The following is a 19,864-nucleotide window of genomic DNA, read 5'->3' as shown; positions in this document are numbered from 1 at the left end:
ATGGTGCGTACGGCGGAACACGGGGCCAAGGCCGGGCGGCTGGCCGCCCTGTCCGCGGCGGGCTTCCCCGTGCCGGCCTTCACGGTCATTCCCGCAGACGTCCTCGAAGGGCTCGTCCACGCCGGCCCCGAGCTGTCCGCGGCCTTCGCGCACTACCGCCAGGGCTTCGTGAACAAGCTCGACGTCCTGGGGCGGGCGCGGCGGGTGGCCGAGGGGATCCTGGAGCTGCGCGTCCCCGACGAGGTGGTGCGGTCGGTCGCGGACGCGGTGGCCCGCGCGGGCGTCGCGCCTCCCTGGATCGCCCGGTCCTCCGGCAGCCTGGAGGACGCCGACGGCCCGGACCTCGCCGGTGCCTACGAGTCGGTGCCCGACCTCATGGACCTCGACGCCCTGATGGCGGGCGTGCGGCGCTGCTGGGCGTCGCTGTACGGGCCGCGCGCCCTGCTGCGTTTCAACGACAGCTCGGACGCGGTGGACGGCGCGGTACGCGACCTGTCCCGGGCGCGGATGAGCGTGATCGTCCAGAGCCAGGTGGACGGCCCGTGGTCGGGCGTGGCCTTCAGCGCCGATCCGACCACCGGCATCGACTCCGTGGTCGTGGTGGAGGCCGCGCCGGAACGGGGCGGGGTGGCGGACGGGGGGCGGGACGCCGCCCGCGCCCTCGCGGTCCGCACGTCCGCCGGCACCCGTGTGGAGCAGTGCGAGGGCGGGCTCCCAGAGGAACTTGCCCTGCGCGCCGCCGTCCTGGCGCGCCGGGTCCACGAGTGGGCCGGGGAACCGCAGGACATCGAGTGGGCGGCCGGCCCCGACGGGTCCGTCCACCTGGTGCAGGCGCGGCCGGCGTTCACCGGCCGGGCGGCGCGCCGTCCGCGGCCCGCCGCACCGGCGTTCCGGCTGGCGGCCGTGGGCGAGGGGGACGAGGGGTTCCCGCTCGGCCACTGCTCGGGCATCGCCGCCTCCTACCGCACCAAGAAGCTCGGTCTGCGGCGGCTGGCGCGCGAGCTGGACATCCCGGTGCCGTCCTGGTTCTGGCTGCACTACAACCGCGGCGGGCTGGACGCGGCCCGGCGGGCCGGGCGGAGCGTGCCGTTCGAGTCCCCGTTCGTCCAGCTCGACGTGAGCACGAACATCAGGGCGCTCGTCAGGCCGGTCACCGGGCTGCCCGGCCTTCTCGCGGAGCTGGTCGACGCGCACCCCGACGGGCAGCTCACGGTGCACCTGCGCGACGCCGTCCCGAGCGAGCTGGCAGCCGTCACGGCGGCGTCCCCGGACGGTGCGGTCACCGTCGAGTACGTCATGGGCGCGCTGCAGGGGCTGCGTTCCGGAGCGAGCGAGGCCAGCCGGGTGGTGCTGGACGCCGCCGGGCGGGTGGTCCGGGAGAGCAGGGCGCTGCAGACGGCCGTCGAACGGCTGGTCCCGGAGGAGAACCGCATCGCCCGCGGCCCCTACGGGCGGGTCGCCGACGCCCTCCCGGCCGGGCTGGCGCAGCGGCTCGCCCGCTGGACGCGCGCCCTGGAGTCGGCGCGGCCGGGCATCCGGCCCGAGTGGTGGATCTGGGACGGCAGGGCGTGGCTGGCCGACGCCTCGTTCGAGAACGATCCGCTGGAGCCGTCGACGGCGGTGCTCTCGGAGGGCCGGGCGACGGGAACGGTCGTCCGGGTCGGGCCGGACGACCTCCCGGCGGACCTCTCCAACGGCTACGCGATCAGTGCCGACGCCGTCAACGGCGCCGCGTACGACCTCCCGGTGCTCGCACGGTTCCGCGGTGCGCGGCCGTGGCTCCCCGAACGCTCGTGGATCGTCGTCGCCGACCGCCCGCGCATCGAACTCGCGCTGCTGCTGCCCTGGGCCGCCGGGTTCGTCTTCGAGACCGGCTCCCAGCTGAGCCATCTCGCGATCACCCTGCGCGCGCAGCGGATCCCCGCGGTCCTCCAGGGCGATCTCACCGGGATCGAGGACGGCACGACCGTGGTCGTACGGGACGGGAGCGTGACGCCCGCCCCCGCCGGGTAGCCGCGCCCCGCGCGGGCCGGAGCACGGCCGGACGGGCACGGCGGCACGCCCGGCGTGCCCGGCTCCCCCGCCGGGCAAGCGGTTTGACAGCCGGTCAGGACCGTCGGCACAGTCGTACCCACGATGGAGACCTTGCCGACGTCAGCGCTGCGCCCGGTCCCGACGAGCGTCGGCGGGCGCGGGGAGCGCTTCACCGATCCGCTGTGGGGCGTCACGGTCCGGCTGAGCCCGCTGGAGACCGAGCTGCTGCGCTCCGCGCCCGTACGGCGCCTGCACCTCGTCGCGCACGGGGGCGCGTCCTCGATCACCACGCTGCAGTCCTACTCGCGGCTGGAGCACTCGCTCGGCGTCCTCGCGCTCGCGGCGCACTTCCGGCCGGACGACCGGCTGCTGCGTGCCGCGGCGCTGCTGCACGACGTCGGCCACCTGCCGTTCAGCCACAGCCTGGAGGGCCTGGGCGGGTGGGACCACCACACGATCGGGGCCCGGCTGCTCGGCACCGCGCCGCTCGCCGACGTGCTGGAGCGGCACGGCGTCGCGCCCCCGGACGTGGCCGGGCTGCTCGACCGGCGCGAGCCGGGAGTGCTCGCGCCGCCGTCCGGGCTGCTGGGCCTGGACCACCTGGACTCCTACGTACGCAGCGCCCGCTGCGGCGCGCGGCTGCCGGTGGACCCCGCCGAACTGCTCGGCCGGGTGCGGCTGGAGGGCTTCGCCGTGAGCGGCGACCGGGACGCCGCGGAGGCCCTGGTCACCATGGTCCGCGACGAGGCGCTGCTGCACACCTCGTGGGACAACGTCGCCCCGACCGCCGTACTCCAGCGGGTGGTGCGCCGGCTGCTGTCCGCCGACGGCCCCGGCGCGGAGCGCACCGCCCGGCTGACCGACGACGAGCTGTGGGCGGCGCTGGCGGCGGAACCGGGCACCGCCGCCGAGGCGGCCCTGCTCCGCGGTGCCCCGCACCTCGTGGGCGCCACGGCGGACGGCCGGGACGCGCCGGACGGCGCCTGGGAGTTCTCCCTGCGGAAGATCTACACCGCCGCCCCGCTCGTCGGCGGACGGCCGGTGGAGGAGGCGGCCCCCGGGCTCGCGGAGCGGATCGCCCTCCTGCGGCGGCTGCCCACGCGGTACCGCGTCTGGTGGGAGGACGGCGCGGCGGACACCGTACCGGACCGGCACGCCGGAGCACCCGGGCGCTGACCGGCCCGCCCTACGACGTCACTCGCCGCCCGGGTGTGCCGCCCACGCGGTGTACGGGGCGCGTACGAGCGCGGAGTTCGCGTACCTGTCGTCGGCGGAGATCTCCCGCCCGAGCCACGGGGGGAGGTCGAACGCGGTCGTCCCGTCGTACTCCACCTCCGCGACGACGAGCCCGGTGTTGGCGCCGCCGAAGCTGTCCACCACCCACTCCCCGGGGGAGCGGCGGCCGAGGACCGCGCGCCGCTTCTCGATGCACGGCGTGACGCACAGGTGGGCGAGCATGAAGCGCGCGTCGTCCGCGGGGACGGCGTACTCGAACTCGTGTCTGCGGTTCCCGACGCGCAGGCCCTTCACGGTGATGCGCGCCCTGGCGCCGTCGACGAGGCGGACCCGGACGATGCGTTCGGGGTTCAGCGACAGGTAGCCCTGCACGATCGTCGAGCTGCCGGTGGCCTCCTGCTGCCAGCCGTCCCCGGTGACGAGGAAGCGGCGTTCGATCTCCACGGCCATGGATCCCTCATTCCTGTCCGCGCCGGGTGTCCCGGCGGGAAGCGGTCGCACGGCTCCCGGTGGATCTCCCGGATGCCGTCCCGGGACATCGGACCGACGGGGGCGTCACCGTCCGGCCCCAGGGTGCTGCGCAGCGGCACGGTGCAGGCGGTCGGGCCGGTGAGCCCCGCGGGGGCGCGGGGCGCGGCCGGACGGCGCGGGGGCCTCAGACCGTGTCGAGTTCCCGTGCCGCCGACCGGGCGGCTTCCGCCAGGGGCGACGAGGGGCGACGGGACGACTCGACGACGAACCGCTCCACCGCCCTCAGGAACGAGACCGCGCTCACCGGCACCGAGCGCCGGTCGATGTAGAGGCAGATGTTCAGCGCGGGCTCGACGCCGTAGACATCGAGCAGCAGCTTCGACTCCCGGTCCGGTGTGCTGTCGTCGACGGTCCGGACGACCGTCGCCTCGTCCGGCGGTCCCGCGGGACGCCCGTCGCCGGTGCCGGTGTCGGTGTCGTCCTGCCAACGGAACTGGCCGCGGCTCATGTCGTTGAAGTAGAGGTACTGCTGGGCGCGGACGCCGCGGCGGGCCGCGATCACGTCCAGTTCGCGGTCCAGTTCGGCGGGGTCGGTCTCGCTGTAGACCACCGCCTTGTGGGCGGCGTCCTGCGCCGACCGGAAGTAGTCGCCGACGGTCGTGCCGGGCGCCAGGGACAGCCGGAAGAGCCCGTTGAGGTTCAGGGCGGCGACGGACCGGCGCGCGACCGACCGCTTCCGCGTCGCCACCAGGGTCCGGACGGCCACCTCGGCCACGTCCAGGCTTCCCGCGACCGCCACGGCGTAGGCGCCGAGGAGGATCGCGGTCGAGTTCGCGCCGGTGCGCCGGGTCAGCTCGCTGATCGCCCGCGCCGCCTCGTACGACCTGAGCCGGGCCCGCTCCGCGCGGGCGCCGGCCTCGCTCCCGCCGGTGAGCATGGCGACGGGGACCTCGGAGAAGGCCTTGCGCCAGTAGCCGAGGGTGCGGGTGCGGGCGCGCTCCCCGGCCCGGGAGTGCTCGAAACGCGCCCGGTCGAGGGGCTGCTCGCTCACGCCGTGGAAGTCCCGGAGGGCGTCCTCCCCCCGTGCCACCAGCGAGCGGTAGGCCTCCTCCAGGATCTGCACGCTCATCTCGTCGACGGCGACGTGGGAGACCGCGACGACGACCCGGAACACGCGCCCGCCGGCCATGGACATCCCCAGCCGGACCGGCACGTCGGCCGCGAGGTCGAAGGACGGTCCCCTGAGCCGGTCGGCCAGCGCGGCGGCGCACCCGTCCAGCCCGGCGGAGGTGGTGCGGTGCAGCGTCACGGGGACCGCACCGGACTCCAGGAGCCGCTGCCGCGGCGGACCCTCGGCGGCGAAGACGGTGCGCAGCGTCTCGAAGTGGTCGACCAGGGCGCGGAACGCGCCGACGGCACGCTCGTGGTCGACGCCCTCGTCGAAGGTCCAGGTGCGCACCACGTTGCGGCGGAAGGCGTTCTCCCCCTCCCACTTGACGACGGCCCATATCGCCAGCTGCGGCCATGTCATGGGGCCCGACCGGGGACCCGGCCGGGGGCCGGTCCAGGTGAACGGCAGCTCCGCGGTCTCCTCCTGGCACGGGCTCGGCGCACCGCAGCACATGGCATGGCTCCCTTCGGGGATCTGGCGTCGCGGTCACACGTGCAGCTTGCGGTGCAGCCGGCGCGTCGCGACGGCCGTGGCCAGGGCGCCCAGGCACAGCAGGTAGACGGTGGCGACGAGGATCGGGCCCGCCTGCCAGGAACCGAGCGCGGGATCGCGGACGAGGACGATGCCCTGGTAGAGCGGCAGCACCTCGATGACCGGCTGGAGCCAGCGCGGGTAGGTGGACAGCGGGTAGAACGTCGTCGCGAACAGGTACATCGGCAGCATGAACAGCTGCACGTACTGGAAGTCGGGGTAGTCCCGCACGAAGGTGGTCACGGCCAGGCCGCACGCGGCGAAGGCGTAGCCGACGACGGCCGCCGAGGGAATCGCCAGCAGGATCCCGGGCGACACCGCCAGACCGAGGAGCGCGGCGGCCGCGAGGAACCCCACCGAGGTGAGCAGGCCGTTGATCAGCGCGCCGGCGATCTCGCCGATCGCGATGTCCGCCGGGGACAGCGGCGTCGGCACGATCGCCTGGTAGGTCCGCTCGAAGGTGATCCGGGCGAAGACCTCACGGCTGGTCTGGTTGAAGGCCGTGTTCATCGCGGTGGTGGCGAGGATCGCGGGGGCGACGTACGCCGGGTAGCGCACGTCGACGCCCGGGACGGTGCCCACCAGCCCGCCGACCCCGAAGCCGATCGTCAGCAGGTACATGATCGGCTCGACCAGGCCGAAGGCGAGCGGGGTGACCGAGCGCCGGTAGACCATCAGGTTGCGCTCGACCAGCGCCGCCGCCCGGCGCCACTTCCACGCGTCGGGCGGCGCGGCGGCGGCCCCGGACGCCGCCGGTGACATCGTCGTCATGCGTGCAGCCTCCGGCGGTAGGTCGTACGGGCGATCACGTAGCCGGTTCCGGCGAGCACGCACAGGTAGGCGGCGTGCCCGGCGGTGGCGAGCGCGCCCGCGGTACCGAGGGCGAGCGAGCGGCACAGCTCGACGCCCTGCGCCAGCGGCAGCGCCTCGACTGCGACCCGGACGGGGCCGGGCAGCTGGTCCAGGGCGAAGAAGCTGCCGGAGAACATGTACATGGGCATGATCACCATGCGGAACACGGTGTTGGTGCGCCGCTGGACGCGCACCCCCACCGCCCAGGCGGCCGTGGGGGTGGCGAAGGCGACACCGGTGAGGGTGGCCGCGGCCAGCACCCCGCCCGCCCGCGCCACACTCACCAGGTCCGCGGCGGCCATGACGCACACGAACGCGGCACTGGAGCTGACGACCCGGAAGAGCACGTAGAGCATGTGCCCGGACATCACCTCCTCCGGATCGAGCGGTGTGGGGGCGGCGTCCTGGTACGCCCCGCCGGGGAAGGCCGCCCGGGTCACCGACCAGGAGGCCTCCAGGTAGGCGGTCTGCATCGTGGCGGCGGCGAGCATGCCGGGCGCGAAGAACGCGGCATAGCCCGCGCCCGCCAGCTGCGCCGGCGCGTGCCGGTCGACGAGGTGGCCGAGCCCCGCGCCGATACCGACGAGGAAGAGCACGGGGTTGAGGACGCTGACGAAGAAGGAGCCGCGCCAGGTCCTCCGGTAACGCAGGAAGAGATAGCCGAAGAAGCGGAGCATGCGGTTTTCCCGGCCCTTCAGTCGACGAGCGAACGGCCGGTCAGCGTGAGGAAGACGTCCTCAAGGGTCGACCGGCGCACCAGCGCGGTCAGCGGGACGAGGCCGAGGGAGTGGACGGCGGCGAGCGCCGCCTCGCCGTCGTCGGTGTAGACCAGCACGCGGTCGGGCAGCACTTCCACCCGCCCGCCGCCGGCCGCCCGCGCCATCGGTGAGGCGCGCAGCGCCGTCGCCGCGGCCCCGGCGGTGTCCAGCGGGAAGCGCACTTCGAGCACCTCACGGGTGACGTGCTCGGCCATCAGCGCGCCCGGCGAGCCCTGGGCGACGATGCCGCCGTGGTCGACGACCATGAGCCGGTCGCACAGCTGCTCGGCCTCGTCCATGTAGTGGGTGGTGAGCAGGAGGGTCACACCGTCCTGCTTGAGCCGGTAGAGGCGGTCCCACAGCACGTGCCGCGCCTGGGGGTCGAGGCCCGTCGTGGGCTCGTCGAGCAGGACCATGCTGGGCCTGTTGACGAGGGACCGGGCGATCGTGAGCCGTCGGCGCATGCCGCCGGAGAGCGACTCGACCGGGCTGTCCGCCTTGTCGCCGAGCTGGGCGAAGTCGAGCAGTTCGGCGCTGCGGTCGCGGATGGCGGAGCGGGACAGGTCGAAGTAGCGGCCGTAGATGAAGAGGTTCTCCCGTACGGTCAGCTCCCGGTCGAGCGCGTCGTCCTGCGGCACCACGCCGAGCCGTGCGCGGATCGCGGAGCCGTGGGTGTCCGGGTCCATGCCGAGGACGGTGAGGCTGCCGGAGGTGCGCGGGGAGATCGCGCCGATCATCCGCATGGTCGTGGACTTCCCTGCCCCGTTCGGGCCGAGGAAGCCGAAGACCTCCCCGGCCCGCACCTCGAAGTCGATGCCGTCGACGGCCCGGAACTCCTGCTGCCCGCGCCGGGCCGGGTAGGTCTTCGTCAGACCGGCGGCCCGCACGAACGGGGCGGGCGGGCTCCCCGTGCGCGGGGGCCGGGGGGACGCCTCAGTTTCCATCGATCGCCCTTCGCGGTTCGGGTGCGGCGTGGCTGCGGGCGGTGCGGCAGCGGGGGTGGCGGTGCGGGGGTGGCGGTGCGGCGGTGGCGTTGCGGCGGTGGCAGTGGCGGTGGCAGTGGCGGCGGGCTGCCCGCTCACCTGGCGACGAGGGTGAACTCGAACATGTCGTTGAGCCCCCGCCGGAGGTATCCGGCGCACTCCGTGTAGAACTTCAGGTCCCTGGCCGCCCACTCCTCGCCCCTGACGGCGACCGCCTCGTCCCACCGCGCCCGGAGGTTGCGCACGTAGTGGTCGAGGGTGCGCACGTAGTGCGGGGCCAGCGAGTCCGAGACGGTGACCTCGAAGCCGGCCTTCCCGGCACTCTCCACGAACGCCTCCTTCGAGATGACGCGGAAGGCCTTCCGGTCCGCCGTCACCGTCAGCACGACCATGACGCCCCCGGCCGGGAGCAGCGAACGGCAGTGCGGGAAGAACGACTCCCGGTCGGTGAAGTTCTCGAACGCGTTGACGCAGATGATCCGGTCCACCGGCTCGGTGAACTCCTCCCACCGCTGGAGCCGGAAGTCGATGCGCGGCCGGCCGGGCCCCGCCTCGTCCTCGCGGAGGGCGGCGTAGGCGAGCTGCTCGGGCTCGATGGTGAGCCCGACGACCCGGGCCCCGTACTCCTCGGCAGCCAGGCGGGCGGCGGCGCCCCAGCCGCAGCCGATGTCCAGCAGGCGCAGGGACGGTTCGAGGCGGCAGCGCTCCAGCACGGCCCTGTTCTTGGCACGCTGGGCCTCGGGGAGGGGGGTGGAGTCGTCCGTGAAGTAGCCGGAGCTGTGGTTCAGTTCCGGATCCATGAAGAGGGACGCGTACGCGGTCGGCAACACGGCTGCTCCAGGGTGCGCGAACGGCGGCCGCGGGCTCGCGCGGGCGTGGCGCGCGGCAGGGCCTCGGGGAAGTGGCGATTCACGGCGGCGGCCGTACGGCGCCCCTCGACCACGCGGTCACCCGTCGTGGGAGGGTCCGGATCAGAACCGGATGCCCTCACCTGGATGAGGGCATGGCTTCGCCATGTGATTAGTGTGACACCCCCTCACGGGGCCGTCAACAGGCCCGGATCGGCCGCTTCGGGCGGGTGCCGGACGGGGAGGGGTTTGGGCGGGTAGCTGCGCAGGACCAGGGAGGTGGTCACCGCGCCGTGGCGGGCCAGGGTGTCGACGATCTCCTCCAGGCGTTCGGCGTGGGTGCAGTGGATATCGAGCAGGAGGCAGTCCTCGCCGGTCAGGCGGAGGGTGGAGACGACCTCGGGGGTCGCCTCGGCCAGCGCGAGGGCCTGGGCGAGGCGGGCGTGGGTGGTGCGCAGGCGCACGACGGCGTGGATGGCCAGGCCGAGCGCGGCGGGGGCGACCACGGCGCGGTAGCCGGTGATGACGCCGCTGCGCTCCAGCCGCTGGATGCGCGCGGCGGCGGCCGGCTGGGAGAGGCCGACGCGGCGGCCGACCTCGGCGCCGGTGAGCCTGCCGTCGGTCTGGAGCAGGCTGATGATCGCGCTATCGATAGCGTCGAGCGATTCCCTCGTTGTCACGTCCACTTTCCTATCGATCGCTTGCGCTGCCCCCATGGTCGATTTCGCCCATCGACAATCGGCCGCAGTCGGCGGTCCCGCGCACGTGGAGCGGGCGCAGAAGAGGAGGCGATAGGCGATGGTCGCATATGTGGTCATCCCAGGAATCGACGGTTCCGACGAGCTGCACTGGCAGAGCCGGTGGCAGCAGGAGTGGGACGGCGCGGCCGTGCGCATCGCGCCGGGGTCGTGGACCGCGCCGGAGCTGGCGGACTGGGTGCGGGCGGTGCAGGCCGGGTACGAGGCGGTGGGCGGGTCGGCGGACGGGACGGCGGACGGGACGGCGGACGGGACGGCGGAACCCGTGGTGCTGGTGGCGCACAGCCTGGGGTGCTGGGCGGCGGCGTGCTGGCTGGCGGAGGTACGGCCGGCCGGTGTGGCGGCCTTCCTCGTCGCGCCGCCCGATCCGCGGGGGCCGGCCTTCCCGCGGGCGGCGGCGCCGTCGTTCGCCGGGCTGGCCGCGCGGACGCTGCCGTGCCCCGCGGTGGTGGTGGCCGGTGAGGACGACCCGTACTGCGATCCGGGGGTGTCGGCCGGGTTGGCACGGGGGTGGGGGGCGCGGTGGGAGTCCGGGGGCGCGCACGGACATCTCAACTCCGCGAGCGGCCTGGGCGACTGGCCCGCCGGGCGCGCGCTGCTGGCCGCGCTCACCGCGGACGCGGGGTGAGCGCGGCGGGGTGCCGTCCGGCCGCCGCGTAGCCTGGGCGGCCGGACGGTACGAGTGAGCAGCGGGAGAGGTGCGGGGACGTGGCGCGCAGGGCAGGGCGCAGGCCGCCTCCGTCGCCGCTGCCGCAGCGGGCGGGTGTGGACCCGGTGCGGCTGCGGCTGCCGGGTGACGGGGCGGGCGGATCGGGCTGGGCGACGGTGCGCGAGCACCTGCTCGGGCGGTACGGGCCCGTGCTGGGCGCGGAGCGGGTCGAGAAGATGCTCGCCGCGGGGGACTTCGTCACGGCCGACGGGCCGGTGCTTGCGTCGACCCCGTACGTGCCGGGTGGCTGGGTGTGGTTCCACCGCGAGCGGCCGGCCGAGCCGGAGGTGCCGTTTCCGGTCGGGGTCGTCCACCGTGACGAGCGCACCGTCGTCGCCGACAAGCCGCACTTCCTGGCCACCACACCGCGCGGCCGGCATGTTGCGCAGACCGCGCTGGCCCGGCTGCGGCGCGATCTGGGCCTGCCCCACCTCACTCCCGCGCACCGGCTCGACCGGCTCACGGCGGGCCTGGTGCTCTTCGTGGTGCGGCCCGAGGACCGCGGCGCGTACCAGACGCTCTTCCGCGACCGGCGGGTGCGCAAGGAGTACGAGGCCGTCGCCGCCTACGACCCGGCGGTGCGGCTGCCGTGCACGCTGCGCAGCCGGATCGTCAAGGAGCGCGGGCGGATGGCCGCGGAGGAGCGCGCGGACGGCCCGCCGAACGCGCAGACGCGCGTCGAGCTGCTGGCCCGGCGCGGTGACCTGGGCCGCTATCGGCTCCTGCCCGCGACGGGGCGTACCCATCAGCTGCGGCTGCACATGAGCGGGCTGGGGCTGCCGCTGCTGGGCGACCCGGTCTATCCGCGGCTGCTGCCGGAGGCCGCCGCGGACGACTGGGCGCACCCGCTGCAGCTGCTGGCGCGGGCACTGGAGTTCACCGACCCGCTGACGGGGCGGGAGGTGCGCTTCGAGAGCGCGCGGCGGCTCGCCGCCTGGCCGGACGGTGACGAGGCCGCGGCCGTCAGCCGCCCGGCTGAGGAGCCGGGGTGGTCGGGTGGAGCAGCGCGAAGAACGCCCCTTCGGGATCCCTGAGCAGGGCGAGCCGTCCCACGCCCGCCATGTCCGTGCCCGGCATCAGGACGGCGGCACGGCGCTCGGCGGCCTTCGCCACCGTCGCGTCGACGTCGTCCACCGAGAAGTACGGCTGCCAGTAGCTCGTGCCTTCCGGGAGCAGGTCGGTGCCGAGCTGCATGATGCCGCTGTGCGAGCCCTCCTGGCCGCCGCCGCTCCTGGAGGCGATCACGTACGAGCCCGCGTCGCCGGGCAGCGGGACCTCCTCGTAATCCCACGCCAGGACCGAGCCGTAGAACTCCTTCGCCCTTGCCGCGTCCGGGGTGTACAGCTCCGTCCAGCACAGGGCGTGGGCGCCGACGCGGTCCAGGCCGGAGGTCGTGCCGGGCTCCCACACGGCGAACTCGGCGCCGCTCGGGTCGGTGTATCCGGCGAGCCGCCCGTGCTCGGCGACCGGCATGGGCGGGAAGCGGACGCCGCCGCCGGCCTGCTCGACGGCCCTGGTCGTCGCGTCGGCGTCGGCGGTGTGGAAGTACACCGTCCACGCCGGGCGGGCGCCCGGGTCCTGGAGCGGGCCGAGGGCGGCGACCGTGTCGCCGCCGACGGTGAACATGCCGTACTCCCCCGCCTCCGGGCCCGCCGGGGCGAACTCCCAGCCGAGCAGCTCGCCGTAGAAGGCGGCGGCCGCCGGGACGTCACGGCTCCCCAGGTCGAGCCAGTTGGGCGCGCCGGGGACGTAGTTGTCGGTGAGCATGCGGGACCTCCGTGGTGCGCTGTGCCGTGCGACCGCCGCGGGCCCGTCGGCCCCGGGCGATCTGCCGGATTTGGACGCTGTGTCCTCTCTCACACTCAGCATGGCACCCGGCACTGACAATCCGTCATCCCGCGCCGTACGTACGGCTTTCAGCGCTGGTCAGCGCGCTGCGGGCAGGGCGTCACGGCTCCGGCCCGGCACGCCGGGGGCGCCACGCGGGGCGGCTTTTCCGGTTCGGGATTGTCAGTGGGTCCGTCTAGGGTGGATCGCATGTACGGGGGAAGTCTCGATCAGGCGAACGCAGCGCTCCGGGCCTATGTCCAGGAGCACGGCGACCGGCCGTGGACGGCCGAGGAGCTCACTGAGCTGGCGCGGTTGCGCGCCCGTTGGACCGCTGCCGCGCGCGGCGCGCGGGTCGAGATACGTGCGGTGTCCGGGCAGGTCATGGGCGCCGCGGTGATGACGGCGGCGTAGAGCGGCGACAGCACGGGCGGCCGCGCCGCTTCGCAGGTGCCCCGGCCCGGTGGACCGGGGCGTCGTCCTTCCCGGTAGGGCGTCAGACGGTCGCGTGCAGCGGCGCGACGGCGTGCGGGGGGCGCACGGAGTCGCTGCCGGGCGCGGGTTCCGCGGTGTCCGTGCCGAGGGCGACGATGCGGTTGCCGGCGTCGACGTGCACGACCGCGGGCCGCAGCGTACGGGCCTCCACGGTGTCGACCTGGGCGTAGCTGATGAGGATCACCAGGTCGCCGGGGTGGACGAGGTGGGCCGCGGCGCCGTTGATGCCGATGACGCCGGAGCCGCGCTCGCCCTCGATGACGTAGGTCTCCAGACGGGCGCCGTTGGTGATGTCGACGATGTGCACGAGTTCGCCGGGCAGCAGGTCCGCGGCGTCCATCAGATCGGCGTCGACCGTCACGGAGCCCACGTAGTGCAGGTCCGCCTGGGTCACGGTGGCGCGGTGGATCTTGGACTTGAACATGGTGCGCAGCACGGTGCCGCCTCCTGGGTGAGTAGGTCGCGTCCCTGCCGGGGTACGCGCCGACCCGACCAGGGTAGAGCCCCCCGTCCTGGATCCGGTGAGGGCGGTGGCGGGAGTGCGGAAGATCTCAGGGGGCGGGGGGCGCCACGGGCCGGCCGGGCGGCTGCGCGGGCCCGGTGCCGGAAGGGGCCGGGGTCCGTGGTGCGGCGCCTTTGCGGGGCGCGGGGAGCTGGGCGTAGAGGGTGGTCAGGGCCGCGTTAAGGTGGTGGACGGGCGGGGCGGTGACGGGGCGGGGCGGTTCGGCCTCGGGGCGGTGGCCGAGGCGGCGGCGCACCTGGCCCAGGTTGCGTGCGGTCAGGCCGAGGTGCGGCCGGGCCGCGGCGAGGGCTTCGGGGGGCAGGGCCGCGAGGGCGCGGGCCTCGTGGACGCAGGCCGCCAGGGTGTCCGCCCAGTCCGCGGCGTGCGGTGCCGGGCGGCGCTGTGTCCGGCGCCTCCGGCGGGCGAGGAGGGCCCGGTGGGCTCGCGCGGAGGCGGCCGCGTCGCCGAGGTCGCGGGTCGCGCGGTCGGCGCTGCGGGCCAGCGTGCGCAGGGCGGCCGGCTGCGGATCGGGCTCGGTCACGGCGGCGAGCAGGGCCTGGAGGGCCTGGAGGGCGCGGGCGGCCCGCGCCCGCATCACCGTCTCCGTGCGCAGTGGCAGCACGAAGTACGCCGCGACGACGCCGCAGGCCGAGCCGAGGAGGATGCCTTCCGGGCGCTGGAGCAGCAGCGCGGCGGTGTCGTGTTCGCCGTTCAGCGAGTAGAGGACGGCGAGCAAGCTCGTCACGCAGAACGCCCAGACCGCGTAGTTCACGTCGCGCAGCCACACTCCGACGAAGAGGTAGCCGAAAATCACCGCCACGGCGGCCGGCGGCGTGCCCGCCACCAGGTGGGCGGCGAGCGTGCCGGTCACCGCCCCGGCGACGGCGCCGCTGATCCGCAGGACACTGCGGTGCACCACGTCACCGCGGGCGCGGGCGGCGCTGCACACGACGAACGCGGTGATCACCGTCCAGGTCCAGTGGTGCGGGAAGACCAGGTGTCCGGCGGCGAAGGCCAGCGCCATGGCGGCGGCGAGCTGGACGGTCAGGCGCGTCTGGGGCTGCGGGCCCTTGCGGACCGGGCCGGGGCGGGGGCCGCGGGGAGGCTGGGGAGCGGGACGCTCGCGGGCCCGGGTCGCGCGGACGGCCGCCGCGGCGGCGACGACACCCGCCGCCGCGGTTTCCGCCGGACCCTCCGCCGCGGTCCCCGGGGGCCGGGCCCGGACGGCGGACCGCCTGCCGGGCAGGAGGCGGGCGAGGGGGTGAGCCGGGGGCGGGTCGGCGGGCCCCGCCGCTCCGCTCTCCCGTGCCGGGCCGGACGTGGTGGCCAGAACCTCGGCGTGCAGCACCGCGGCGGCCAGTGCGCCGAAGGACGGTGACGCGGGGGTGGCGGCGGCGAGGCGGTCCTCGGCCGTGAGGGCCGCCCGGTGGAGGGCGCGCGCGGCGCGGGCGCGGGCCGGGGCAGCCGGAGGGAGGCCCAGGAGGCGGCGGGCGGCGCGGAGGACGTCGAGGGCGGCAGTCGCGGCCTCACGGGCGGGGCGGGACGGGAGGACCGCCTGGGAGAGCAGCACACAGGCGACGGCGAGCCCCCCGGCCGAGGCGGCCCACCACGGCCGGGCCGCCTCGGCGGCGCCGGGCGGGACGGGGACGACGAGTACCGCGATGACCGGGCCCAGGGCGAGCCGGCCGAGAGCGCGGACCGTGCCGCCGAAGCGCATCACGTAGCGGGCCGCGGTCACCGCGGCGACGTACATGGCCGCGCCGAGCCACGTGTGGTGCAGCATGAAGCGGCCGACGACCGCCGCGAGCAGGCCGACGACGGGGACGTGCAGCAGGGCGGTGAGGCGATGCGCGAGGCTGGTCCCGTGCAGGGAGCGGGAGAGCATGACGGCCACGACGGTCGCGATCACCACGAGCGCGCCGGGCAGGTCCTCGGCCGCGCACACCGCCGCGGATGTCAGCAGCGCGGCGAGTGCCGCGAGGATCGTGCGGGCCGCGGTGTGCAGCCGTACCCGTCCGGGGTCGAGCAGGCGCAGCCGGTCCAGCACGCGATTACCTCTTCTCGACCATCGATTATTACGCGCAGCGTCCCAGTTTTCGACCGGCGGCTATCGATTACCGGCCGAACAGCGGACCATCAGCCCTTCAGATAGTACGCCGAGCTTACGAAAGAAGTCTCATGTTTCCTCCGCCGCCCGACGACCCCGTGGCCGATCTGCGCCGGGCCGTCAACCGGCTCGGCCGCCGGATGCGCGCCGAGCGCCCACCGGACGCCATGCCCAGCGGGCGGCTCGGCGTGCTCGCGCAGCTCTACCGGGCGGGACCGTCGACACCCGGCGCGCTGGCCGCGGCACTGCACGTGCAGCCGCAGTCGCTGACCCGCACGCTCGCCGCGCTCACCCGGGACGGCATGGTGAGCCGCAGCCGGGCGGCGGAGGACGGACGCAGCCAGGTCGTGGTGCTGACCGAGCGCGGCTACACGGCGATGGCGCACGATGTCGCCGTCATGGACACCTGGCTGCGGTCGCGTATCGATAGCGAACTCAACGCCACCGAGCGCGAGGTGCTGCGGCTCGCCGCCACCCTGCTGGACCGCCTGGCCGCGGAGGGGCCGACGGACGGGACGGTGGACGAAGCAGCGGACGGCGGGGAAGACGGCGCGTGACGGAGAGCACGGGGCGAATACCCCCAGGGGGTGTTCGCGTCATACCCCTAGGGGGTATATCCTCGGAGGAGCGGAGACGGAAAGAGCCGTCCCCCACGCACGCGACGAGGAGCACAGCATGAGCCAGACGGTCTACACGGTGTCCGGCATGTCCTGCGGCCACTGCGAATCCGCGGTCACCCGCGAGGTCACCACGATCCCCGGCGTCACGTCCGTCAAGGCGGTCGCCTCGACCGGACTGGTGACGGTCGACTCCGACCAGCCCGTCGACGACGCGGCCGTGCGCGCCGCCGTGGACGAGGCCGGCTACGAGCTGGTCGGCCGGGCCTGACCACCACCAGGGGGCAGTGACGAGGGGAGCGAAGCGGTGACGACGACGAACGGCAGCGGCGTACGGCAGCACGCCGCCGGTACGGACGCCAGCGGTGGCGGCAGCGGCAGCGACACGGCCGGCGGCACCGGCGACTGGGTCGAGCTGGAGATCGGCGGCATGACGTGCGCGTCCTGCGCGGCCAGGGTCGAGAAGAAGCTCAACCGGATGGACGGCGTGACGGCCACCGTCAACTACGCCACCGAGAAGGCGAAGGTCGGCTTCCACGGCCCCGTGGCCGTCGCGGACCTGATCGCGACCGTCGAGGCCACCGGCTACACCGCCGCGCTCCCCCCGCCCCCCGCTCCCCCGGCGGCCGGTCCGCAGGACGGGCAGCGGGCGGAGAAGGAAGGCGGCGAAGCGGACGCGCTGCGCCGGCGCCTGCTGACCGCCGTCGTCCTCGCCGTCCCGGTGATCGTGATGGCGATGGTGCCCGCGGCGCAGTTCGACAACTGGCAGTGGCTGTCGCTCACGCTCGCCGCGCCCGTCGTCGTCTACGGCGGCTGGCCCTTCCACCGCGCGGCCTGGACGAATCTGCGGCACGGCGCCGCGACCATGGACACCCTGGTGTCGGTCGGCACCCTCGCCGCCTTCGGGTGGTCGCTGTGGGCGCTGTTCTTCGGTGACGCCGGGATGGCCGGCATGACCGACTCCTTCCGCCTCACCGTCTCCCGGCAGGACGGCGGCGGGCAGATCTACCTGGAGGCGGCCTCCGGCGTCACCGCCTTCATCCTCGCGGGCCGCTACTTCGAGGCCCGCGCCAAGCGGCGTGCCGGGGCCGCGCTGCGCGCGCTGCTGGAACTCGGCGCCAAGGACGTCGCGGTGCTGCGCGACGGCTCCGAGGTGCGTGTGCCGATCGGCGAGCTGGCCGTCGGCGACCGCTTCGTCGTACGCCCCGGCGAGAAGATCGCCACCGACGGCCTGGTGCGCGAGGGCACCTCGGCGGTGGACGCGTCGATGCTCACCGGCGAGTCGGTGCCCGTCGAGGTCGGGCCCGGCGACCGGGTTGCGGGCGCGACCGTCAACGCGGGCGGCCGGCTGGTCGTCGAGGCGACCCGGGTCGGCGCCGACACCCAGCTCGCCCGGATGGCCCGCCTCGTGGAGGACGCGCAGAACGGCAAGGCGGCCGCGCAGCGGCTCGCCGACCGCATCTCGGCGGTCTTCGTGCCCGCCGTGATCCTGCTGGCGCTCGGCACGCTCGGGGTGTGGCTGGCGCTCGGCGAGGGGCCGCAGGCGGCCTTCACCGCGGCCGTCGCGGTGCTGATCATCGCGTGCCCGTGCGCGCTCGGCCTCGCGACGCCCACCGCGCTGCTGGTCGGCACCGGGCGCGGCGCGCAGCTCGGCATCCTCATCAAGGGGCCCGAGGTGCTGGAATCCACCCGCGCCGTGGACACCGTGGTGCTCGACAAGACCGGTACGGTCACGACGGGTTCGATGACGCTGCGATCGGTGCTGGTGGCAGACGGCGTCGACGAACAGGACGCGCTGCGCCGCGCGGGCGCGCTGGAACACGCCTCCGAACACCCCATCGCCCGGACGATCGCCGCCGGGGCGGCAGAACGGGCCGGCGAACTGCCCGGCGTCACCGGCTTCCGCAACCTGCCCGGCCTCGGCGTGGAGGGCACCGTCGACGGCCGCACCGTCCTCGCCGGGCGCGAACGGCTGCTCGCCGAGCGGGGCATGCCGCTGCCGGAGGAGCTGGTACGCGCCAAGGCCGCGGCGGAGGCCGACGGCGGCACGGCCGTCGCCGTCGCCTGGGACGGCCGCGCGCGGGCGGTCCTGGTGGTCGCGGACGCCGTCAAGGACGGCAGCGCGGAGGCCGTACGGCGGCTGCGCGGCCTCGGGCTGCGGCCCGTCCTGCTCACCGGTGACAACGCCGCCGTGGCGGCCGCCGTCGCCGCGCAGGTCGGCATCGCCGCCGAGGACGTCCACGCCGAGGTGCTGCCCGAGGACAAGGTCGCCGTCGTGCGCGCCCTCCAGGCCGAGGGCCGTACGGTCGCCATGGTCGGCGACGGCGTCAACGACGCGGCGGCGCTCGCCCAGGCCGATCTCGGCCTCGCGATGGGCACCGGCACCGACGCGGCGATCGAGGCGGGCGACCTCACGCTCGTCCGCGGGGACCTGCGGGTCGCCGCCGACGCGATCCGCCTCGCCCGGCGCACCCTGCGCACGATCCGCTCCAACCTCTTCTGGGCCTTCGCCTACAACGTGGCCGCGCTGCCGCTCGCCGCCGCGGGACTGCTCAACCCGATGATCGCCGGGGCCGCGATGGCCTTCTCCTCGGTGTTCGTGGTCGCCAACAGCCTGCGTCTGCGGGCGTTCACGCCGCGCTGACCCCGCCCGGCCCCCGGACGCCGCCGCATATTGCCGAGCCGTGGCAATGTACCGGCGCCGTTCGGGGAGGATGGGGGGATGGCACAGGTACGGCGGGCGCGGGTCGGCGTCGGAGCGGTTGACGTCACGGACGTGGTGCGGGACGTCGTGGCCCTGCACGCGACGGATCCGGCCACCGTCCACCTGAGCGTCGCCGCGCGGGCGGCCGCCCCCCTCGCCGCCATGGCGGCGCTGGACACCGCGCTGTACGGCGAACCGCCCGCCCTCACCCGGATGCTCGCGATGCGGCGCACCATGTTCGTCGTCGACCGGGACTTCGCCCCGCAGGTCTATGCCGCCGCCGGACGCCGCGTCACCGTCAAGATGCGCAAGGACGTGCTCACCTTCCTCGCCGACGGCGGCGGATGGGACGCCGCGTGGCTCGCGGACCTGGAGGCCGAGGTCGTCGCCACACTCGCCGCCCACCCCGACAGCAGCGGGGCGCAGCTCTCCCGGCTCGTCCCGCGACTGCGCGAGCAGGTCGTCGTCGCGCGCGGCAAACCGTACGAGGCAACACAGAACATCGCCAGCCGCGTCATCCGCCTCATGGCCGCCGAAGGGCGCATCGAACGGCGCCGTCCCGCCGGATCCTGGATCAGCGGGCAGTTCCGCTGGGCCAACGCGGAACCGCTGCCCGAGGTCCCCGAGGAACCCGCACGCGCCGCACTCGCCCGCGCCTGGCTCCGCGCGTACGGACCCGGCACCGAGGCGGACCTCAAGTGGTGGACCGGCTGGGGGCTCGGCGAGACCCGCAAGGCGCTCGCCGCCGCCGGGGCGGAGGCGGTCGTCCTCGACGACGGCGCCACCGCCCACGCCCTCCCCGACGCCCCCGCGCCCGCCACGGCGGACGGCGCCGCCCTCCTGCTGCCCGCGCTCGACCCGCTCCCCATGGCCTGGCGCGACCGCGGATGGTTCCTGCCCGAAGGCCACGAGGCGCTCTTCGACCGCTCCGGCAACATCGGGCCCACCGTCTGGTGGGACGGCGAGGTCATCGGCGGATGGGGCCAGCGCCCGGACGGCGAGATCGCCTGGCGGCTGCTCACCGACCGCGGTCCCGAGGCCACCGACGCGGTGGAGCAGGCCGCCGCCCGGCTCGCCCCCGCGCTGGGCCCCGTCCGGGTGACTCCGCGCTTCCGCACCCCCCTCGAACGCGAACTCTCCACGTAGAAGTTCCCCGCGCCCCCAGGTGGTTGCCACTTGCGGTGGCAGCTCGCCTTCCCCCCGGTGGGGGCTTGTCGCGCAGTTCCCCGCGCCCCTGGGTGGTTGCCACTTGCGGTGGCGT

At 75.1% G+C, this 19,864-nt stretch carries 19 protein-coding genes; 9 read left to right on the top strand and 10 right to left on the bottom strand.

Going from position 1 to position 19,864, the window contains the following annotated elements:
• Together ACWERV_RS16790 and ACWERV_RS16785 are read left to right on the top strand one after the other, a co-directional pair.
• Positions 1–2,013: a PEP/pyruvate-binding domain-containing protein gene (locus ACWERV_RS16790; protein ID WP_452933450.1), complete on the top strand. Its 2,013-nt coding sequence runs from the start codon at positions 1–3 to the stop codon at positions 2,011–2,013.
• A 132-nt stretch (positions 2,014–2,145) separates the two neighbouring features.
• Positions 2,146–3,210 carry an HD domain-containing protein gene (locus ACWERV_RS16785; RefSeq protein WP_452933448.1) on the top strand — a complete coding sequence of 355 codons (1,065 nt, stop codon included), beginning with the start codon at positions 2,146–2,148 and terminating at the stop codon, positions 3,208–3,210.
• Between the two features lie 18 nt (positions 3,211–3,228).
• On the opposite strand, the gene ACWERV_RS16780 is transcribed toward ACWERV_RS16785, so the two are convergent.
• From ACWERV_RS16780 to ACWERV_RS16750, 7 genes are all read right to left on the bottom strand, one after another.
• Entirely contained in the window at positions 3,229–3,720 is a 492-nt protein-coding gene (locus ACWERV_RS16780; protein WP_452933446.1) for a CYTH domain-containing protein, read from the bottom strand.
• Positions 3,721–3,925: 205 nt separating this feature from the next.
• Positions 3,926–5,272, bottom strand: coding sequence for a condensation domain-containing protein (locus ACWERV_RS16775; protein WP_452933444.1), 1,347 nt, complete (start codon positions 5,270–5,272; stop codon positions 3,926–3,928).
• Positions 5,273–5,398: 126 nt separating this feature from the next.
• Positions 5,399–6,214, bottom strand: a complete 816-nt coding sequence (locus tag ACWERV_RS16770; protein WP_452933443.1) for an ABC transporter permease — start codon at positions 6,212–6,214, stop codon at positions 5,399–5,401.
• Complete coding sequence (locus ACWERV_RS16765; RefSeq protein ID WP_452933441.1) at positions 6,211–6,972, bottom strand: ABC transporter permease; 762 nt, start codon at positions 6,970–6,972, stop codon at positions 6,211–6,213. Before ACWERV_RS16765 ends, ACWERV_RS16770 begins: the two co-directional genes overlap by 4 nt.
• Positions 6,973–6,989: 17 nt before the next feature.
• The gene (locus ACWERV_RS16760) at positions 6,990–7,997 is read right to left on the bottom strand and encodes an ABC transporter ATP-binding protein (protein WP_398176925.1); all 1,008 of its coding nucleotides are present in this window, start codon (positions 7,995–7,997) and stop codon (positions 6,990–6,992) included.
• 134 nt (positions 7,998–8,131) lie between these two features.
• A complete protein-coding gene (locus ACWERV_RS16755) occupies positions 8,132–8,866 on the bottom strand; it encodes a class I SAM-dependent methyltransferase (protein WP_452933439.1) in 735 nt (244 codons plus the stop codon).
• Between the two features lie 206 nt (positions 8,867–9,072).
• The gene (locus ACWERV_RS16750; RefSeq protein ID WP_452933437.1) at positions 9,073–9,564 is read right to left on the bottom strand and encodes an Lrp/AsnC family transcriptional regulator; all 492 of its coding nucleotides are present in this window, start codon (positions 9,562–9,564) and stop codon (positions 9,073–9,075) included.
• Between the two features lie 118 nt (positions 9,565–9,682).
• On the opposite strand from ACWERV_RS16750, the gene ACWERV_RS16745 reads away from it, so the two are divergent.
• The gene (locus ACWERV_RS16745; protein WP_452933435.1) at positions 9,683–10,270 is read left to right on the top strand and encodes an RBBP9/YdeN family alpha/beta hydrolase; all 588 of its coding nucleotides are present in this window, start codon (positions 9,683–9,685) and stop codon (positions 10,268–10,270) included.
• A gap of 80 nt (positions 10,271–10,350) precedes the next feature.
• On the top strand, positions 10,351–11,385 hold the full coding sequence (locus ACWERV_RS16740; protein WP_452933433.1) for a pseudouridine synthase: 1,035 nt from the start codon (positions 10,351–10,353) through the stop codon (positions 11,383–11,385).
• Here ACWERV_RS16740 and ACWERV_RS16735 read toward each other — a convergent pair.
• A complete protein-coding gene (locus ACWERV_RS16735; RefSeq protein WP_452933431.1) occupies positions 11,315–12,118 on the bottom strand; it encodes a VOC family protein in 804 nt (267 codons plus the stop codon). The two genes, ACWERV_RS16740 and ACWERV_RS16735, sit on opposite strands and share 71 nt — an antisense overlap.
• Positions 12,119–12,388: 270 nt before the next feature.
• Here ACWERV_RS16735 and ACWERV_RS16730 point away from each other — a divergent pair, with 270 nt between their 5' ends.
• The gene (locus ACWERV_RS16730; RefSeq protein WP_398176913.1) at positions 12,389–12,592 is read left to right on the top strand and encodes a hypothetical protein; all 204 of its coding nucleotides are present in this window, start codon (positions 12,389–12,391) and stop codon (positions 12,590–12,592) included.
• Positions 12,593–12,674: 82 nt separating this feature from the next.
• Here ACWERV_RS16730 and panD read toward each other — a convergent pair whose 3' ends face one another.
• Both panD and ACWERV_RS16720 read right to left on the bottom strand, forming a co-directional pair.
• Positions 12,675–13,109, bottom strand: a complete 435-nt coding sequence (gene panD, locus ACWERV_RS16725) for an aspartate 1-decarboxylase (RefSeq protein WP_398176911.1) — start codon at positions 13,107–13,109, stop codon at positions 12,675–12,677.
• Positions 13,110–13,224: 115 nt separating this feature from the next.
• A complete protein-coding gene (locus ACWERV_RS16720) occupies positions 13,225–15,222 on the bottom strand; it encodes an FUSC family protein (protein ID WP_452933430.1) in 1,998 nt (665 codons plus the stop codon).
• 131 nt (positions 15,223–15,353) lie between these two features.
• On the opposite strand from ACWERV_RS16720, the gene ACWERV_RS16715 reads away from it, so the two are divergent.
• From ACWERV_RS16715 to ACWERV_RS16700, 4 genes are all read left to right on the top strand, one after another.
• Entirely contained in the window at positions 15,354–15,839 is a 486-nt protein-coding gene (locus ACWERV_RS16715) for a MarR family winged helix-turn-helix transcriptional regulator (RefSeq protein ID WP_452933428.1), read from the top strand.
• Between the two features lie 118 nt (positions 15,840–15,957).
• Complete coding sequence (locus ACWERV_RS16710; protein WP_398176905.1) at positions 15,958–16,170, top strand: heavy-metal-associated domain-containing protein; 213 nt, start codon at positions 15,958–15,960, stop codon at positions 16,168–16,170.
• A 159-nt stretch (positions 16,171–16,329) separates the two neighbouring features.
• Positions 16,330–18,543, top strand: a complete 2,214-nt coding sequence (locus ACWERV_RS16705) for a heavy metal translocating P-type ATPase (protein ID WP_452933471.1) — start codon at positions 16,330–16,332, stop codon at positions 18,541–18,543.
• A gap of 78 nt (positions 18,544–18,621) precedes the next feature.
• Complete coding sequence (locus ACWERV_RS16700; RefSeq protein ID WP_452933426.1) at positions 18,622–19,749, top strand: DNA glycosylase AlkZ-like family protein; 1,128 nt, start codon at positions 18,622–18,624, stop codon at positions 19,747–19,749.
• The last annotated feature ends 115 nt before the right edge of the window (positions 19,750–19,864 follow it).

This window comes from Streptomyces sp. NPDC004031, from assembly GCF_053604375.1.
The sequence above is the reverse complement of the archived record's forward strand: the minus strand, read 5'-3'. Positions and strand labels throughout refer to the sequence as shown.

Bases quoted from the DNA above. Each gene is read 5' to 3' on its own strand.
- ACWERV_RS16775 (WP_452933444.1), bottom strand. From the start codon at position 5,272: ATGACATGGCCGCAGCTGGCGATATGGGCCGTCGTCAAGTGGGAGGGG.
- ACWERV_RS16735 (WP_452933431.1), bottom strand. From the start codon at position 12,118: ATGCTCACCGACAACTACGTCCCCGGCGCGCCCAACTGGCTCGACCTG.
- ACWERV_RS16765 (WP_452933441.1), bottom strand. From the start codon at position 6,972: ATGCTCCGCTTCTTCGGCTATCTCTTCCTGCGTTACCGGAGGACCTGG.
- ACWERV_RS16770 (WP_452933443.1), bottom strand. From the start codon at position 6,214: ATGACGACGATGTCACCGGCGGCGTCCGGGGCCGCCGCCGCGCCGCCC.
- ACWERV_RS16710 (WP_398176905.1), top strand. From the start codon at position 15,958: ATGAGCCAGACGGTCTACACGGTGTCCGGCATGTCCTGCGGCCACTGC.
- ACWERV_RS16730 (WP_398176913.1), top strand. From the start codon at position 12,389: ATGTACGGGGGAAGTCTCGATCAGGCGAACGCAGCGCTCCGGGCCTAT.
- ACWERV_RS16745 (WP_452933435.1), top strand. From the start codon at position 9,683: ATGGTCGCATATGTGGTCATCCCAGGAATCGACGGTTCCGACGAGCTG.
- ACWERV_RS16715 (WP_452933428.1), top strand. From the start codon at position 15,354: ATGTTTCCTCCGCCGCCCGACGACCCCGTGGCCGATCTGCGCCGGGCC.
- ACWERV_RS16780 (WP_452933446.1), bottom strand. From the start codon at position 3,720: ATGGCCGTGGAGATCGAACGCCGCTTCCTCGTCACCGGGGACGGCTGG.
- ACWERV_RS16705 (WP_452933471.1), top strand. From the start codon at position 16,330: ATGACGTGCGCGTCCTGCGCGGCCAGGGTCGAGAAGAAGCTCAACCGG.
- ACWERV_RS16790 (WP_452933450.1), top strand. From the start codon at position 1: ATGGTGCGTACGGCGGAACACGGGGCCAAGGCCGGGCGGCTGGCCGCC.
- ACWERV_RS16700 (WP_452933426.1), top strand. From the start codon at position 18,622: ATGGCACAGGTACGGCGGGCGCGGGTCGGCGTCGGAGCGGTTGACGTC.
- ACWERV_RS16760 (WP_398176925.1), bottom strand. From the start codon at position 7,997: ATGGAAACTGAGGCGTCCCCCCGGCCCCCGCGCACGGGGAGCCCGCCC.